General features: G+C 69.3%; 16 protein-coding genes and 1 pseudogene. 8 read left to right on the top strand and 9 right to left on the bottom strand.

Annotated features, from left to right (window positions below):
• Positions 1-4 precede the first annotated feature (4 nt).
• The 9 genes and pseudogenes from M3G03_RS00640 to M3G03_RS00605 form a co-directional block, all read right to left on the bottom strand.
• Positions 5-1,792, bottom strand: coding sequence for a class I SAM-dependent methyltransferase (locus tag M3G03_RS00640; protein ID WP_259807334.1), 1,788 nt, complete (start codon positions 1,790-1,792; stop codon positions 5-7).
• Positions 1,789-2,889, bottom strand: coding sequence for a lycopene cyclase family protein (locus M3G03_RS00635; RefSeq protein WP_259807333.1), 1,101 nt, complete (start codon positions 2,887-2,889; stop codon positions 1,789-1,791). The genes M3G03_RS00640 and M3G03_RS00635 overlap by 4 nt, the downstream gene beginning before the upstream one ends.
• The gene (locus M3G03_RS00630) at positions 2,886-3,767 is read right to left on the bottom strand and encodes a phytoene/squalene synthase family protein (protein WP_259807331.1); all 882 of its coding nucleotides are present in this window, start codon (positions 3,765-3,767) and stop codon (positions 2,886-2,888) included. Before M3G03_RS00630 ends, M3G03_RS00635 begins: the two co-directional genes overlap by 4 nt.
• Positions 3,764-5,227 (bottom strand): NAD(P)/FAD-dependent oxidoreductase, encoded by a 1,464-nt coding sequence (locus M3G03_RS00625; protein WP_259807329.1) that lies wholly within the window; start codon positions 5,225-5,227, stop codon positions 3,764-3,766. The genes M3G03_RS00630 and M3G03_RS00625 overlap by 4 nt, the downstream gene beginning before the upstream one ends.
• Positions 5,224-6,285, bottom strand: coding sequence for a polyprenyl synthetase family protein (locus M3G03_RS00620; protein WP_259807328.1), 1,062 nt, complete (start codon positions 6,283-6,285; stop codon positions 5,224-5,226). The genes M3G03_RS00625 and M3G03_RS00620 overlap by 4 nt, the downstream gene beginning before the upstream one ends.
• The gene (gene idi, locus M3G03_RS12830) at positions 6,276-6,845 is read right to left on the bottom strand and encodes an isopentenyl-diphosphate Delta-isomerase (RefSeq protein ID WP_311197450.1); all 570 of its coding nucleotides are present in this window, start codon (positions 6,843-6,845) and stop codon (positions 6,276-6,278) included. The genes M3G03_RS00620 and idi overlap by 10 nt, the downstream gene beginning before the upstream one ends.
• 117 nt (positions 6,846-6,962) lie before the next feature.
• A pseudogene (locus tag M3G03_RS12825) lies at positions 6,963-7,184 on the bottom strand (MarR family winged helix-turn-helix transcriptional regulator); the annotation flags it as partial.
• 57 nt (positions 7,185-7,241) lie between these two features.
• Positions 7,242-8,801, bottom strand: a complete 1,560-nt coding sequence (locus M3G03_RS00610; protein WP_311197427.1) for an FAD-dependent oxidoreductase — start codon at positions 8,799-8,801, stop codon at positions 7,242-7,244.
• Positions 8,798-9,730: an LppM family (lipo)protein gene (locus tag M3G03_RS00605; protein WP_259807325.1), complete on the bottom strand. Its 933-nt coding sequence runs from the start codon at positions 9,728-9,730 to the stop codon at positions 8,798-8,800. The genes M3G03_RS00610 and M3G03_RS00605 overlap by 4 nt, the downstream gene beginning before the upstream one ends.
• A gap of 126 nt (positions 9,731-9,856) precedes the next feature.
• Here M3G03_RS00605 and trxB point away from each other — a divergent pair, with 126 nt between their 5' ends.
• From trxB to M3G03_RS00565, 8 genes are all read left to right on the top strand, one after another.
• Positions 9,857-10,858 carry a thioredoxin-disulfide reductase gene (trxB, locus tag M3G03_RS00600; protein WP_259807323.1) on the top strand — a complete coding sequence of 334 codons (1,002 nt, stop codon included), beginning with the start codon at positions 9,857-9,859 and terminating at the stop codon, positions 10,856-10,858.
• 44 nt (positions 10,859-10,902) lie between these two features.
• Entirely contained in the window at positions 10,903-11,226 is a 324-nt protein-coding gene (gene trxA / locus M3G03_RS00595) for a thioredoxin (protein ID WP_259807321.1), read from the top strand.
• 2 nt (positions 11,227-11,228) lie between these two features.
• A complete protein-coding gene (locus tag M3G03_RS00590; RefSeq protein ID WP_259807319.1) occupies positions 11,229-11,912 on the top strand; it encodes a hypothetical protein in 684 nt (227 codons plus the stop codon).
• Between the two features lie 9 nt (positions 11,913-11,921).
• The gene (locus M3G03_RS00585) at positions 11,922-12,539 is read left to right on the top strand and encodes a hypothetical protein (RefSeq protein WP_259807317.1); all 618 of its coding nucleotides are present in this window, start codon (positions 11,922-11,924) and stop codon (positions 12,537-12,539) included.
• A gap of 256 nt (positions 12,540-12,795) precedes the next feature.
• Positions 12,796-13,119 (top strand): hypothetical protein, encoded by a 324-nt coding sequence (locus M3G03_RS00580; protein ID WP_259807316.1) that lies wholly within the window; start codon positions 12,796-12,798, stop codon positions 13,117-13,119.
• Positions 13,120-13,193: 74 nt separating this feature from the next.
• Positions 13,194-14,546 (top strand): PLP-dependent aminotransferase family protein, encoded by a 1,353-nt coding sequence (locus M3G03_RS00575; RefSeq protein ID WP_396121855.1) that lies wholly within the window; start codon positions 13,194-13,196, stop codon positions 14,544-14,546.
• Positions 14,547-14,574: 28 nt separating this feature from the next.
• A complete protein-coding gene (locus M3G03_RS00570) occupies positions 14,575-15,534 on the top strand; it encodes a D-alanine--D-alanine ligase (protein ID WP_259807315.1) in 960 nt (319 codons plus the stop codon).
• Between the two features lie 2 nt (positions 15,535-15,536).
• A complete protein-coding gene (locus tag M3G03_RS00565) occupies positions 15,537-16,256 on the top strand; it encodes an SURF1 family protein (protein WP_259807314.1) in 720 nt (239 codons plus the stop codon).
• The last annotated feature ends 8 nt before the right edge of the window (positions 16,257-16,264 follow it).

Here is a 16,264-nt window from a genome sequence, read left to right as displayed (position 1 = left end):
TGCCTCAGCCCAACTCGATGAGGAACTCCCGCACCGTGTAGCCGGCGACCAGGTCCACCCAGCCGATCTCGGGTTCGCGGACGACCCGGGGTTTGCGCGCCAACAGGGCCCTCAACAGCACATCGGTCTCATGCAGGGCCAGGGGCTGGCCGGGGCAGCGGTGGGCGCCGTCGCCGAAGCTGAGCCCGGCCCCGGAGTCCTCGTCACCGTTCGCGCAGCGGACGTCGATGTCGACCAGGTCCCCCTCGGCGAAATCCGCGAAGGGCTGCTGGATGCGTCGATACAGGTTGCCCACCACCGGGTCGCGCCGGATGAGGTCCTCCAGGATCGCCAGACGCTCGTCGAGTGCAGAAGCCTCGTAGCGCTGGCGCAGGTCGGCGTCCCGGAGCAACTGCCAGAGAGACATCGCCATGAACTCGCGGGTGGTGACCATGCCGGCGGTGCCGTAGGTGACCGATTCGATGAGGATGTCGATGTCGGAGTAGCCCTCGGCGATGAGGTGGCTGATGATGTCGTCGCGGGGCTCGCTGCGGCGGGCTCGGACCGCAGGGCGCACGTCGGACCACCAGAACCGCCCGATCGGCACCAGCCCATGCCAGGCGGCGCGCGCCCACTGTGAGGGGGTGCGGCCCAGGTCGGGGCGGGTGATGTCGAAGGGGGGTTGCCGAAAAAAGGACTCCAGTCGACGGGACATGGCGATCACCTCGGAGGCGTCCAGCCCCACGATCCGAGCCGTCACGTCGACGGCGAAATGGAGCGCCAGCTCATCGACGGCAACGACCTCGCCGGGGGCGATGGGCCCCACCCACCGCTGCAGGGCCTGGTCCATCAGCGCGGTGTACTCGGCGGCGACCACGGTCGGGGCGAAGAAGCGCGCCACCTTGCGGCGCTGTTCGTCGTGGATCGGGCCGTCACTGATCAGGATCGGGCGGTGCTCCAGCTTGCCTTTCGGGATGAACTCGGCGGTGAAACCGGCCTGGGTGGTCTGGTGTCGGGCGCGCAGCACCTCGCGAGCGGGTTTCGCGGCGCGGATCCGCCAGGCGCCGCAGGAATGCTCGACCGGGGGCAGGTCAGGGCGAGGGGTGCGTGCCCGGATCAGGTGCAGGATGTCGCGCTGCCAGCCCGGAACAGTGCGCCAGGCGATGTCGACCCAGCCGGCCTGCTCCATGGCCCCCGCGAGTTCGGGCATGGTCGCGAAGTCGTCGACGGTGCGGTGGAGGTACTCGTACAGGGCGGCATCACCATCAATCACCCGCGCCAGCGGGATGATGATCCGCCGGTTGACCAGCCCCCACTTTCGGGCGGCCGCCGCCGAACCGCGCACCGAGTAGTCCTCGGCCACCAGCGGCGCCCCCGGGCGCGACACCTCACGGATCGCGCGCAGGGCGCCGTCCAGGTCGCCGACATTGCGCAGCAGGTAACAGGCGAGGACGCCATCAGCAAGCGGCAACTCCAGTTCTGCGCAGAGCTCACGCAGGTCCTCGGCGCGGGACTGGTGGAACTCGACCCCGTCGGGCCAGGCGCGGGCGCGGGCCTGGTCCAACATGCCGCCGGAGGCATCCACCCCGATGATGCGCGGTTGAAGCCCTCGACGACCAGCGGCCTCCAGCAGCTGGCGGGTCGACAATCCGGACCCGCAGCCGAGGTCGAAGAGCACCGGCTCGGCGGCGTCCATCTGGTCGAGCAGGGCCTCGGCGGCCCGGCGCAGGTGGGCGCGGTAGCCGGGGTTGAGCGCCACCATCAGGTCATACTTGCGGGCAGCAGCGTCGAAGCCGGAGGTGACGTCAATCATGGTCGGAGCACTCCTTGGGCAGTGGCGGAGACGAGGCGGAAACGGTCGGGGCCCGGCATCGCAGCCCATTGTCGGGTCAGGGCGGCCACCAGCTCGGTCGCGGGCGTGGCAGGGTCCATCACGGCGCGCTGGTCGGCGACCGACAACCGAGCAAAGGCATCGAAGAGCTGGACAGTCGCATCCCCGGAGAGCTTGAGGACAGCGCCCAGCGCCGCCAGCCGGAGCGCTCGGGTACCACGGGGCGCAGCGACCGGCCGACCGCCGAGTACCGCGTCCAGGACATCGTCGGCCTGGGCGAGGCTGGCGAACACGCTGTAGCCGGTGATCGGGTTGAGCTGGTCGCCGGCAGCCCCGAATGGCGGCACGCCCGACCCGCGGGGCAGGTGGGTGAGCGGGATGTGGACGCGTTCGACCTCGGCAGCCCGTCGCGCCTCCTCGGGGACGCCGAGCAGGTCCAGCCGTGCGCCCAGCCTGCGCTCCAGTTCCGCCGAACGCAGTGCCGGCGAGCCCGCCAGGCAGGTCTCCTCGGCCAGGACCCGCCCGTCCGGGAGCGGGATCAGGTAGCAGAAGCTGGGCTCCTCGGTCCCCCACCGCGCGCGCCCGTCATGGGGCGTCCACTCCATCAGCACCGCCTCGTCGCCGCGCAGGAGTTTCTCCGACCACCCCCTCGGCAGCATCAGCCCGAATGCCGTCTGCGCCGGTCCACCCCCGGGGACGCCCGCAGGCCGCGAGCCGCGACAGTCCACCACGGCGCCCGGCAGCGCCGCGAGCTCGGCATCGTCCACGACCCTCTCGACGACCTCGGCCCCCTCGATCGACAAGGCCTGCTGCAGCCGCGGGGTGTCGAGCACGAGGTACGGCTCCGGAAGGACATGCACGGCACCGGTGCGCATCACGGTCCGTTTCGACCGCGCCCCGACCACCTCGTCGGGCAACCATTCGGGGAGCTGGTGCGCCCACCCGCCATAGGTGTTCCGCCACAGCCGCGCCGGTCGGGGGTCAACCACCCGAACCCGCAGGCCCCGGGCGAGGGCGCGGTGGGCCAGCGTGCGCCCGGCCGGGCCCAACCCCACCACCGTCAGGTCGGGAGCGCTCACGCCGGCCGCCCCACCAGCACCGAGGCGCGGGCGGCGGTCAGCGCCTTGCGCCAGGTCGGCACCCGGGCGCGGGTGCTGAACACGTCGTAGTCACTGGCCTCGATCCGCTCCAGGATCTGGGAGTACAGCAGCTGCGCAGTGCCGACGCAGCGGCGTGAAGCCGGCGGGAGCATCGGCAACCCGGCATCCGCCTGCCGATAGAGCTCACGGTTGCGCTCGATCTGGAAGCGCATCACCTCGCGCCACGGCTCGTCGGCGATACGGCGGGCAGGGTCGGCGCCGAACCGGGCCAGGTCCTCCTGGGGGATGTACACGCGCCCGCGATCCAGATCCTCCCCCACATCACGAAGGAAGTTGGTGAGCTGGAAGGCGAAGCCCAGGGCCCGGGCGGGTTCGCGCGCGGCCGGGTCGAGCGGCTGCAGCACTGGCAGCATCATCTCCCCGATCACCGCCGCGGACCCCTCCATGTAGCCGAGCAGGTCGGGCCAGGTGGCATAGCTCTCGGTGTCCAGGTCCATCGTCATGGCACCGAAGAACCGGTCGAAACATTCGGTGTCGATCCCGCACTCCCTGACGGTGGACGCGACCGCGGCCAGGACGGGGGTGGAGTCCTCCCCCGCGAGCGCGGCCTCGAACTGGTCCTGGAAGCCGGCCAGCGCGGCCCCGGTGGCCGGCAACAGGGCGGCATCGCTGGTGGCGCTGGGGGCGTCCACGATGTCATCGGCCAGTCGGCACAGGGCGTAGATGGCGAAGACGTGGCGGCGCTGCGGGCGGGGCAACAGCATGGCGCCCCAGTAGTAGGTGGTGCCGTGCTGCCAGGTGAGCCGGGCGCATTCGCGGTAGCCAGCCGCGAGTTGGACGGTCCCTGAAGGGCTCATGGCAGCCATTGCTCCACTCGCTGGGCGGCCAGCTTGCCGCTGATCAGCACCATCGGCACCCCGACGCCGGGCACCGTCGAGGAGCCTGCGAAGAACAATCCCGGCACTCGACGATCATGGTTCGCGGGTCGGAAGGGGCCGGTCTGGCGGAAGAGGTGGGCCAGGCCGAACGGGGTTCCACCGCCCATCCCCAGCCCGGCCCAGTCCAGCGGGGTGACCAGGTGCTCGGTGACGATCTCGGTCGGGTAGCCCTCCCGGTCCAGGAAGGTGGCGAGCCGTTCGCGGAAGGGCTCGCGTTCGGCGGTCCAGTCGACACGTCCGTCAAGGTTGGGGGCCGGTTCGAGGACATAGAGCGTGTGGCAGCCCTCGGGCGCCAACCCGGGCTCGCCCAGCGAGGACACCGTGACCAGCCGTGCCGGGTCGGGCATCAGCTCGCCGCGATCGACGAGCGCCTCGAAGCAGCCCTCCCACTGTTCACCGAAGTGGATGTTGTGGTGGGCGGCCCGCTCGGGCAGCTCCCCGCGGACACCGACATGCCACAGCACCGCCGAGGGCGAGTAGACCGGGCGGCGCAGGGATCGGGGCAACCGCAGCTCGGGCAGCAGCGTGCGGTAGGCGTGGGGCGCATCCAGGGTGCACACCACCGCGTCCGCGCTGAGCGGCCCACCGTCGGTCCTCACCCCGGCCACCACCCCATCGGGACGACGCAGCAGCGCGGTGACACTCCTCCCGTACTCGATGGTCGCCGAGCGCTCCACCACCTCGGCCATCCCCGCGGGGATCGCGCCCATGCCGCCCTCTGGCAGCCACACGCCACGGTAGGTGTCCATGTAGGTGATCACGGCGTAGACACCGAGCGCGGTGGCGGGGGACAGGCCGGCATACAGCGCCTGGAAGGTCAGCATCCGGCGCAGCCGGGGGTCACTGATCCGCTTGTTGATCATGGACTGCAGCGGTCCGAAGGCACCCCGTCGCACCAGTCCGGCCGCCGCCAGCGGGTGGGCGAGCAGGTCCAGCACAGAGTCGTAGTTGGTGTCGATGAAGTGTGGCAGTTCCAGCTCGTACAGGCGGGCCAGGTCGGCCTCGAGGTCCACGAAGGACGCCGCCTCCGCCGCTCCGGCCAGTTTCTCGATCTCGGCGGCAGTGGCGGCGGTCGAGTCCCGGACCAACAACTCGCTGCCGTCGGCGAAGATGCCGCGGTAGGCCGGGTCCAGCCGCCGCATCGGGACCGCCTCGGCCTGGGAGGAGCCTGCAGCCCGCAGGGGTTCGTCGAGCAGCTCGGGCATCGTCATCACGGTCGGACCGAGGTCGAAGGAGAACCCCTCCTGGACGCGTCGCAGCCCGCGTCCCCCCGGCACCGCCTCGCGTTCGACGACGGTGACCTGGTGCCCCTGGCCAATCAGGTGACAGGCGGCCGACAGGCCGGCCAGTCCGGCCCCGATGACGATGACTCGACTCATGACTGCCTCCAAGCTAGTCGTTCCAGCGCTCCGGTCAGCCCTTCGACCGCGGCCGGCGGCACCAGCGGGCTGGCCAGAGCCTCCCTGGCACGGTCGACGCCGCGCTCGATCAGGGTCTCCACTCGCTCCCGGACGCCGCAGCGATCCAGCTCCTGCCGCAATTCCTGCACCTCGGCGTGGGCCAGCTGCCCCTGGCCGACCCGCACCAACAGCTCGCGTCCGCTGTCACCGAGGTGCTGGCTGGCCAGCGCGAGGGCGACGGTCGCCTTGCCCTGCTCCAGGTCGTCGTCGACGGACTTGCCGGTCCGGGCCGGGTCGCCCCAGATGCCCAGGGCGTCATCGCGAAGGCCGAAGACCTCCCCGGCATGCCAGCCGAAGGCCATCAGCGCCTCGACCAGGGCGTGGTCGGCACCGCCGATCAGGGCCCCCAACTGGAGCGGCCGCTGGACGGTGTAGGCACCGGACTTGAGTCGCGACACCTCGCGGGCCTGCTCCAGGTCGCGGCGACGCAGGGCGGTACCAGTGAGGTCCCGCTGCTGGCCAAGCACCAGTTCGACGACCATCAGCCGCCACACCCGGCGCACAGGTTCGGGCAGGTATCCGACCAGGTGGTCGGCCTCGGCATGGGCCAGGTCCCCGGCCAGGATCGCGATGTGCTCACCGAAGGCACGCGAGTCGCCGGCGTCCCCCCGCGTCGCGTGCAGGTCGCGGGCGCGGGCGTGCACGCTGGGCCGGCCCCGTCGCAGCTCGGCGGCGTCCATCACGTCGTCGTGGACCAGGGCGAAGACGTGCAGCAACTCCAGGGCCGCACCCAGTTGCACCACCTGGGCGTACTTGTCGGCCGGGGCGCCGGCCGCGACCCAGCCCCAGTGCACCATCTCAGGACGCAGCCGCTTGCCGCCCGCAGCTGCCTCTGCCAGCAGTTGAGGAAGCGCCAGCTCAGCCAGCAGGTCATCGTCGGTCACCCCGAGCCCGTGCCAGGCCCCGGCCACATCCTCCACCCAGGTCCGCAGACGGTCATCGACGGCGGCGAGGACCTCGTCGGCGGTCACTGCCATGGGTCCTCCCCCAGGGCCTCGAACTGGAGCACCGACCAGGGGCTCAACAATCTGGGAAGCGTGGCCGCGGTGCGCCGGAGTTCGGACCAGGGCACCCAGTCCATCTCGCAGACCTCCGCCGGGTCGAGGCGGATCGCATCCGGGTCGACCTCGCCCACCATCACCGGGCAGAGCTCGTTCTCGACCACGCCGCTGGCGTCCACCGCGCGGTAGCGGAAGTCCGGCAGCACCACCCGAAGGCCGGTGGGCGCGACGCCCAGTTCCTCGGTGACGCGCCGCAGCGCCGCCTCGACCGGTGATTCCCCCGGGCGCACGTGGCCGCAGGCGGAGTTCGTCCACGCTCCCGGCCAGGTGGTCTTGTGCAGGGCGCGTCGGGTGATGAGCACCTTGCCGTCCGGTCGGCGCAGGTGGGTCGAGAAGGCCTTGTGCAGCGGCGTGTTTCGATCATGGACGCCGAGGCGCGGCGCAGTCCCGAGTTCTTCACCCCGGTCGTCGACGAGGACCACGACATCCTCGGTGTCCTCGGGCTGGCCCCGCAACAGGTCCAGGAGTCCCTGCATCTGCCCGTGCTGGGCGGGGCTGAGTCGTTCCGCTCCGGCGCCGTGCACGACGGGCCAGCCCGCCTCGAGCAGCGTGCGTCCGGCCTCGGTCAACTGCACGTGGGTGCGCCGGCCTCGGCCCCGCTCCCCCTCCCGGTTGACCAGGCCGCGCTCCTCGGCGCGGCGCAGCACCTCGCCGGTGGCCTGCGGGGTCATGTGGCAGTGCCGCGCCAGGTCGGCCGGTGTGACGCCGGGGTGGTGCAGCACCTGCCCGAGGGTGAGGTAGAGCGTGGGGTCGATGCCGAGGCGTTGCAGGTCCGGGGAGATCTCGTGGGTCAGCTGCTGGCCGATGTGGACCATCGAGCAGTAGGTCGATGTCCTGATCCAGTCCTCCGGGTCTGTCATGCGGCGAAAGTATCAAGTAGTTGATTCCCGCGGGAGCTTTCGGACCAACTTTCGCAGGCCCCCCACTCCGGGGAACCGTGGTCGCGTCGGCGCAGTCCAGATCGTGGTGCCAGCCCCACCCCACTGCGCGAGCAGGTGATTCGCGGCCAGGACCCCGGTGGTGGCCGCCCGTTCCATCAGCGCCACCGGGTAGTCGCAGCGGATACCGTCCCCGGCCAGAACCACCCGCTCTGAGGGGGTGGCGACGCCCGGTCGCTCCTGCCAGGGCGAGGTGTCAACCAGAGGACAGTCATGGCGGACGAGCCACTCCTCCCCCAGCACCCGAGCACCGACCAGTTCGGGATGCAGCAGGTCCTGGTTGGCGGCGAGATCGGCTCGCACCTGCTCATGGGTCGCGTCCTCGGGGATCGCATAGGCGTGCAGCTCGACCACGCTACCCCCGTGACGCTCCGCCCAGTCCCGCGCGGAGTCCTCGAACTGGTGCACCATCGAGACGTTGTCGAGCATGCCGTAGTTGCTGGTGCCCAGGAAGTCGGGGCTCCCGGGAGCAACCGGCCGGTCGTACCAGCGTCGCCAGACCGCGAAGCGGGGGGCGGTGCGCAGGGAGGCGATGCGGTCACGCCAGCCAGCATCACCCAGGCTGGGGCTGGCTGCCACCAGCCCCTGCAGGGGACGCACGTCGGTCGCGAGCACCACGGCGTCTGCCTCGATCTCACCTCGGTGCCCCTCGGGTCCGCCGGTGTGCACCCGGACGCCCCGGCCGGTGTCCTCCATCGAGACTGCCTCGGTGCCCAGCCGGATGCCGGCGCCGAGCGTGCGCAGGTGGCCGGCCAGGGGCGTCCACAGGGCAGTGTCGAAGTCGTCGGCGCTGACGTCGAAGAGCAGGCCCTCGGCGGAGCCGACGAAGTAGGTGTGGAACATGGCCACCAGTTCGCCGCCGGAGAACTCGCTCGGGTCGGCGAAGAAGCTTCGCGCGAAGACTTCGAGGGCCAGGTGGCGGGCTGACTGGGGGAAGCGCAGCCGGTCGAGCACCTGGGCGGCACTGATGCCGTCGTGGTCGGTGAAGGTCTGCGGGAAACGCACGTCCAGCAGGCCCAGGGCGGCGTCCACGTCGACGGAGCGCAGGGCCGACAGCGGGAAGCTGGGTGACTGGAGGACGAAGGTCACCAGGTTGAACGGTGGGGTGCGGGCGACCTTCGCGAAGGAATCCCGTGGTCCGCCGCGCAGCATCAGCGGGTAGTCGGCCACCGGGCGCAGGCGGGACAGGGTGGGGTCGGCGCGGCGCAGCAGGGCGCGCAACTGGTAGTACTGCCGGAAGAAGGCGTGGAAGCCACGACTCATCGGCGTCCACTCGCCGGAGACATCGACCTGCCAGGAGGCCACCCTGCCGCCGAGCTGGGATTCGCGCTCCAGCAACGTCACCTGGACGCCGCGTTCGGCGAGTTCGACGGCTGCAGACAGCCCGGCGATGCCGCCGCCGACGACGACCACGCTCCGGCCGGTGACACGGGAATCGCCGCGCGGACCCGGATGGGCTTCCGCGCGGCGATCACGACCGGGCAACCAGGTCACTGGCCCCACCCGCTCGGCGGCTGCTGGCCGTACTGCTGGGGCGGCTGGGGCGCGGACTGCTGGCCCCAAGGCTGTTGCCCGTACTGCTGGGGCGGCTGCTGCTGACCGTAGCCCTGCTGGGGCTGCCCGTAACCCTGGGGAGGCTGGCCGTACTGCTGCGGGGGCTGCTGCCCGTAACCCTGCTGGGGCTGGCCATAACCCTGCTGGGGCTGGCTGTACGGCTGCTGGCCATAGGGCTGGGGCTGGCCGAACTGCTGGGGAGCACCGTATCCGGGCTGACCGTAGCCGGAGGGCTGCTGGGGCTTCTTGCGGTTCATCAGGAACCAGGCGAGCGCACCGAGAGCGGCCAGGGCGGCGACGCCCAGGAGCACGGGGAGGATCGGGAAGCCCTTGTCCTTGGCCTTGGCCCAGAGGTCATCGTTGGTGTCCGGGCCGCTGGTCCAGGTGATGGTGCGTCCCTGGACCTTGCCCGAGCCGTCCTGCTCGGTGACCTTGCCGGGGAAGGTGACACTCATCGACTGGTCGAAGGAGAACAGGCTCGATGAGCTCTTCTGCTTCATGCCGGAGTTGTCCCACTTAAGCTCCCAGCCGTCGTCGGTCTTGTGGATCGTCATCCCCTTGCCGTCGTTCATCTTGGCGAGCGAGGTGGTGCCGGACACCTTGCACCCGAGGCGGCCACCCTCCTCGTAGGGCTCGGACTTCACGTTGTTGAAGTCCTTCTCCATCTCCTTGGTCGAGCCGCAGATCGTGTCCTTCGTCACCTTTCCAGCGGACGCGGTGGCGGAGTCGACGGAGATGTCGGCACCCACCGTCACCTCATTCTCGTTCTTGACCTCCAGGACGATGTCACTCTTCGAGGCGCCCTGAAAGGCAAACATCAGGGGAACGATGAGCAGCGCGGCGAGCCGCCGGCGGGAGTTCACGGTCATGCCGGTCATGCTAGGGCGAGTCAGGGTCTCAGGGGAATGCCTACGACGACTTCGACGTTACCGAGGGGCCAGATTACCGCCGACTAGACTCGGACGGGCATACGCGATCAGAAGGTGGAACATTCCATGAGCGAGGACATCCGCGACGTCATCATCGTCGGATCCGGACCGGCAGGGTGGACGGCGGCGATCTACACCGCCCGTGCCCAGCTGAAGCCGCTGGTCATCGAGGGAGCCACCGAATCCGGCGGCGCGCTGATGAACACCACCGAGGTGGAGAACTTCCCCGGTTTCACCGAGGGGATCATGGGCCCCGAGCTGATGGCCAACATGCGCGCCCAGGCCGAACGCTTCGGCGCCCAGATCATCACCGATGACGCGATCGAGGTCGAGCTGACCGACACCGTCAAGACCGTCACGACCTCCGAGGGCGAGGTGTACCGCGCCCACGCGGTGATCCTGGCGACCGGGTCGGGCTACCGCCGCCTCGGACTGCCCGATGAGGACCGCCTGTCCGGGCGAGGTGTCTCCTGGTGCGCCACCTGTGACGGCTTCTTCTTCCGTGACAAGAACGTCGCCGTGGTCGGCGGTGGCGACTCCGCCGCCGAGGAGGCCACCTTCCTCACCCGCTTCGCCAAGGAGCTGACGCTGATCCATCGCCGCGACGAGCTGCGGGCGTCCAAGATCATGGCCGACCGGGTGATGGCAGACCCGAAGATCGACCCGCTGTGGAACTCCGAGATCATCGGGCTGGAGGGTGAGAACAAGCTGACCGGCATCCGCGTCCGCAACACCGAGACTGGTGAAGAGAGCAGCTTCCCCGCCGACGGGCTCTTCGTCGCCATTGGCCACGACCCGCGCAGCGAGCTGTTCAAGGGGCAGGTCGACCTCGACCCCGCTGGCTACGTGCTGGTCCAGCACCCCACCACCCAGACCAACCTGCCCGGCGTCTTCGCCTGCGGTGACCTGGTCGACCACACCTACCGCCAGGCCATCACCGCCGCCGGCACCGGTTGCCAGGCCGCCCTGGACGCCGAGCGCTACCTGGCCGAGCTGGCCGATTCACCCGTCGAGACCGCACAGACCCCCGACCCCGCCACCGGCGAGCCGGTCACCAGCGAGTCCTGAACCCACTCCCCCGCCCTAGGATGGGCGCGACGAAAGGAATTCCCATGTCGAATGTTGCCGACGTCACCGATGCCACCTTCACCGACACCGTCGTGAAGTCCGCCAAGCCGGTGCTGGTCGACTACTGGGCCGACTGGTGCTCCCCCTGCAAGCAGCTCTCCCCGATCGTCGATGAGCTGGCTGCCGAGCACGGCGACAAGATCACCTTCGTGAAGATGGACACCAACTCCAACACCCAGGTGCCGGCCTCTCAGGGCATCATGAGCCTGCCGACCCTGCAGCTGTGGGTCGGTGGTGAGGTCGTGAAGTCCCTGACCGGGGCCAAGTCGAAGGCCGCGCTGGTCAAGGCCCTGGACGAGTACCTCTGAGCATGTCCAGCAACGACGGGTCGAGCTGGCGCCACGTCTCCAGCCCCTCGGACGCCCCGGCAGTGGCCGAGGGCACCGAGCCCGTGCCCTCGGCCGCATCGGAGCCGACAACCGCGCCCCAGGGAGCGTCCCGGCTTCGTGGCCGCCGGCGCGGGCCTGCTCGAGCCGCCGAACCGGTCTCCCCGCGCCACCGTGGCCTGCTGATCGGGCTGATCATCTCGGCCCTCGTGGTCGGAGTGGCAGCGATCGGCGGCTACCTGGTCAGCCGCTACACCCCCGAGACCATCAGCACCCAGACGGTCGCTCCGACCCGACCCCCGTTCAAGCTCGAGTTGCCCCTGCAGGTCGGTGAGTACTCCCGCGATGCCAACCAGGGCAACACTCCCACCAAGGGTGTGGACGGGAAGACCACCTTGTCAGCGACCTATTCGAAGGGTGGGCAGCCTGCCTTTGTGCTGCTGGTGGCGCGTCCCTACACCGATGGCAAGGTCTTCATGCAGGACCTGAACATGAACGTGGTCGCCCCGGTGGAGGACGGCATGTGCGGGGTCAGCGGCGACAACAACAACGACGGCTGCTCGCTGATCCGCGACAACACCGGCATCCTCGTGCTCTCGACCGTCGACATGTCACGCACCGACCTGATGGCGCTGACCCGCAGGATCGCCGACCAGATGGCTGGCTGAGGGACGTCCATGGGCCTGCGCAGAGTTCGGACGCTGACGCCGGCCGACCTGGCTGGGCTCTCCCCCTGCCCCGACTGCGGCTGCGGTGGCGAGGGCCGCGAGGAACTCGACCCCCATGCCCGCTGGGCCAGGGCGTCCATGGATCGCTGGGGTTTGTGTGGTGTGGGTCTGGGGCATGACACCTGGCTGCTGCTCTGCCCCCAAGGTTCACTGCCCGAGGACCACCCGCTGGTAACGCGCGCAGACGCCAGCGAGGCCACCCACATGGCAACTCTTCTCGCCCTGCACGTGTCCCACGCAATGCGACGGACTGGAGCCGGCAAGCAACTGGTTCAGAGCGTCGCAGCGCGGCTCGTCGGCCGCGAGACCTTGATGTTGGCTGCGGGCGGGCGGGCTGCGCACCAGTGCGCCACTCCCCCCTCTGAGTGGCTGCTGAAGATCGGTTTCGAGCCGTGTACCCAGGTCAACTACCTTCCCGCCGGTGCACAACGCCTGGTCTTGAGGCTGGACCGCACCGTCACGTGGCGGTCCTGGGCGTTGCCCGACATCGTCCAGCAGCTGACGCACTGGGAACGCAACCCACCACCAGAGGCTGTCGGCAATCTGTCTGCCGCTCAAGCCAGATGATGGGCTTGCGTATGCATGGGTGATGCTGATCACCTGCGTCTGCCTGGGAGGTGACACGGACGCAGGACTGGTCCGCGAGGCCCGACTCGCCGGGCTGCGACTGGCACCCCGACGCTGGCGGGATCTTGTGGTCTCTCTGGGCCTTTCACCGGGTTTCGCCCCGGCTGCAGCTACCGTGGCAACGATTGTTGGAGTGGGCGCCTCTCTGACGACTGGCGCGTACCGACCCAGCGGCCTCGCGTCGGCGTCGCGACCCTTGGCCACCCTGGTCATCGCCGTGTCGACGTCAGTTGTTCTTGCCGCCGCCAGCGTCGCCCTTTCCCGCTTCTCCGGTCGACATGCTCTCTTGCTCCTGGCTCTCCTGCTGCTCTCGTTCATTGCCCTGATGACGCTCAAGGATTTCGGCACGCCGTGGTTCCCCATCACACATCCCTTGGGCGGCTTGTGGCGGCTGATCTACCACGGCGAATCCGTGCGCCTCACGATTCCCGTCCCGCGCTCGTATGCATGGGCGTCCCTCATCACCTGGCTTGTCATTCTGTGTCTTGGGGCGTGGCATTCAGCCCACGTTCAGCGTTGACCCCCTGTTCGCGGCACTTGCCCCGGTGGGGCAAAGTTGGACCTGTGACCGAACCCGAATCGCTTCAGCCTGACCTGCCCCACCCCGACACCCCGGACCAGGCGGCAGCAGTGGCACGAGCGAGCGGTCAGCGTCACGACACCCGGCTGGACCGCTACGTCAACCACTACGCCGACCGTGCGATGGGGCTGCGCGCCTCGGCGGTGCGTTCGCTGTTCTCGGTGGCCTCACGTCCTGAGGTGGTCTCGCTGGCCGGTGGCATGCCGAACATCGTGGACCTCCCATTGAACGTGGTGGCCCAGGCCATGGACAGCGTGGTGATGAACCAGGGTGCGATGGCCATGCAGTACGGCTCGGGCCAGGGCGAACCGTTCATGCGGGAGAAGATCTGCGAGGTGATGGCGCTGGAGGGCATCCAGGCCCACCCCGACGACGTGGTGGTGACCGTCGGCTCCCAGCAGGCACTGGACCTGGTCACCCGCATCTTCTGCGACCCGGGCGATGTGATCCTGGCCGAGGCGCCGAGTTACGTCGGTGCGCTCAGCACCTTCGCCAGCTATGAGACCGACGTGGTCCACGTCGGGATGGATGACAACGGCCTGCAACCCGATGCCCTGCGCGCGGCCGTCGCAGCCGTCAAGGCCAGCGGGCGCCAGGCGAAGTTCCTGTACACGATCCCCAACTTCAACAACCCCTCCGGGATCACCCAGACACTGGAGCGACGCCGCGAGTTGATCCAGGTCGCCCAGGACCTTGACATCCTGATCGTGGAGGACAACCCCTACGGCCTGCTCACCCTCGATGGTGACCCGATGCCGGCGATGCGCTCCATGGAAGCCGACCGCGTCATCTACCTCGGTTCCTTCTCCAAGACCTTCGCACCCGGCTTCCGCGTGGGCTGGGTGCTCGCGCCACATGCCGTCCGCGAGAAGCTGCTCCTCGCCCAGGAGGCTGCCGTCCTGTCGCCGCCGGTCTTCAGTCAGTACGCGGTGGCCGCCTACCTCGACCAGCATGACTGGAAGGGACAGATCGTCTCCTTCCGCGACATGTACCGGGCCCGACGGGACGCGATGCTGCAGGCGCTGGAGGAGTTCATGCCCCCGGGCACCGAATGGACTCACCCGGCAGGCGGCTTCTTCGTCTGGCTCACCCTGCCCGAGGGTCTGGACGCTCAGGCCATGCTGCCCCGCGGCATCTCCGGACGCGTCGCCTTCGTGCCCGGCAATGCCTTCTACGCCGACGGCTTCGGCACCCGCAACATCCGCCTGTCCTACTGCTACCCCACCCCGGAGAAGATCCGCGAAGGCGTGCGGCGACTGGCAGCCGTGATGAACCAGGAACTCGAGCTGCGCGACACCTTCGGCCTGCGCGGCAACACCGGACGCCGCCAGATTGATCACGGTGCGCCCGGCCCGAACGTCCAGTGACTGCCCCACGTCCGTGAGAGAGGGAACCATGAGCGAGCAGACCACTCCCCTGCCCCGGGTCATCGTGCTGTCAGGAGGGCTGTCCCATGAGCGCGACGTGTCCATCAGGTCCGGACGACGGGTGACGATGGCACTGCGGGAACAGGGACACGAGGTGATCGAGTCCGACATCGGCTCCGGTCTGGTGGACCTCCTGCGATCCAATCCCGATGCCGTGGTGGTCTCGATGCTGCACGGCGGCGTCGGTGAGGATGGCGCCCTGCGAGAGGTCTTCGACCTGGTTGGCGCCCGCTACGTCGGGTCCGACGGACGCGCCTCACGACTGGCCTGGGACAAGTCCATCGCGACCCCGGTGCTGGCACGCCGCGGAGTGACTGTGCCCAAGCAGGTGGTGTTGCCCCATGAGGTCTTCCGTGAGCTGGGCGCTGCCGCGCTGGTGGACTCCATCGCCGAGTCCATGGGCTTCCCCCTGATGGTGAAGCCTGCCCGCTCCGGCTCGGCCCTGGGGTGCTCCCGCGTCGACAGCACCGACGAACTGCCCAGCGCCATGGTCGGCGCCTATGCCTACGGCACTGAGACGGTGGTGGAGGAGTTCATCGAGGGCACCGAGGTCGCCGTCGCGGTCGTCGCCTGCGGTGATGACGTGCGCGTGCTGCCAGCGGTGGAGATCCGGCCCGATTCCGGTGTCTACGACTACGAGGCCCGCTACACCGCTGGCGCCACCCGCTTCCTGGTGCCCGCAGAGATCTCAGCGGAGACCGCCGCCAAGTGCGAGGCGATGGCCAGGACAGTGCACCACGCACTCGGGCTCGATGGCGTCCACCGCATCGACATCATGATCAACAAGGACGGCGAACCGGTCTTCCTGGAGAGCAACGTCTCCCCCGGCATGACGGAGACCTCCCTGGTTCCGCTGGCATTGGAGGCCGCTGGGCTCGACCTGGGCGCTGAGATGAGCCGCCTCGTGGTTGCTGCCGCCGAGCGTTGATCATGGTTCGACTCAAGCGACTGCTGGTCTTGCTCGTCGGTGTCATCATCGCGACGATCATGGTTTTCCTGGGGCTGTGGCAGGCGAACACCTTCCGTACTCAGGGGGCCCAGGCCAACGAGGAACGTGCCGCATTGGCACCAGTCCCGCTACCCTCGAAGGCTCATGGCACCCAGGTTGCCGAACTCTATGGCCGCCAGGTGACCCTGACCGGCGAGTACCTCCCGGAGTACCAGTACTACGTGGGCACGAAGCCACCGCTCTCCGTGGTGACCGCCTTCAGGGCCAAGGACGGCACCGTCGTCGCCATCGTGCGCGGGCAGGTGACATCCAGGGAGACGCCCAGTTCGCCGCCGACCGGGGTCGTGACCCAAACCGGCCTGTTGATGCCCTCCCAGAAGGATGTCACCGGTGACCCATCCCCCGGGCTGCCGACCCCCCGCATTCCGCAGGTGCGGCTGGAGAGGCTGGCCCAGGAGTGGCCCGCGCCCCTGCTCAACGGTTACCTCACCCTCGGCGCTGAGGACGCGACCGCGCAGAGCCTGACCCCCAGCCAGGTCGTGCTTCCCGAGGGTGAGGGCCACCAGCGCAACGCCGGATACGCCCTCCAGTGGTGGGTTTTCGCGGTTTTTGCCCTGATCATGACCTTCATCTGGGCACGGAGCATCAAGGACCCCGGGCTCCCGCAGGCACCCGAAAACACGCATGAGACGCCCGGATAGACTCACAG

Origin of the sequence: Aestuariimicrobium sp. p3-SID1156 (assembly GCF_025144225.1) — a bacterium.
Classification (GTDB): Bacteria; Actinomycetota; Actinomycetes; order Propionibacteriales; family Propionibacteriaceae; genus Aestuariimicrobium.
This window is presented reverse-complemented; position numbering and strand designations above follow the sequence as displayed.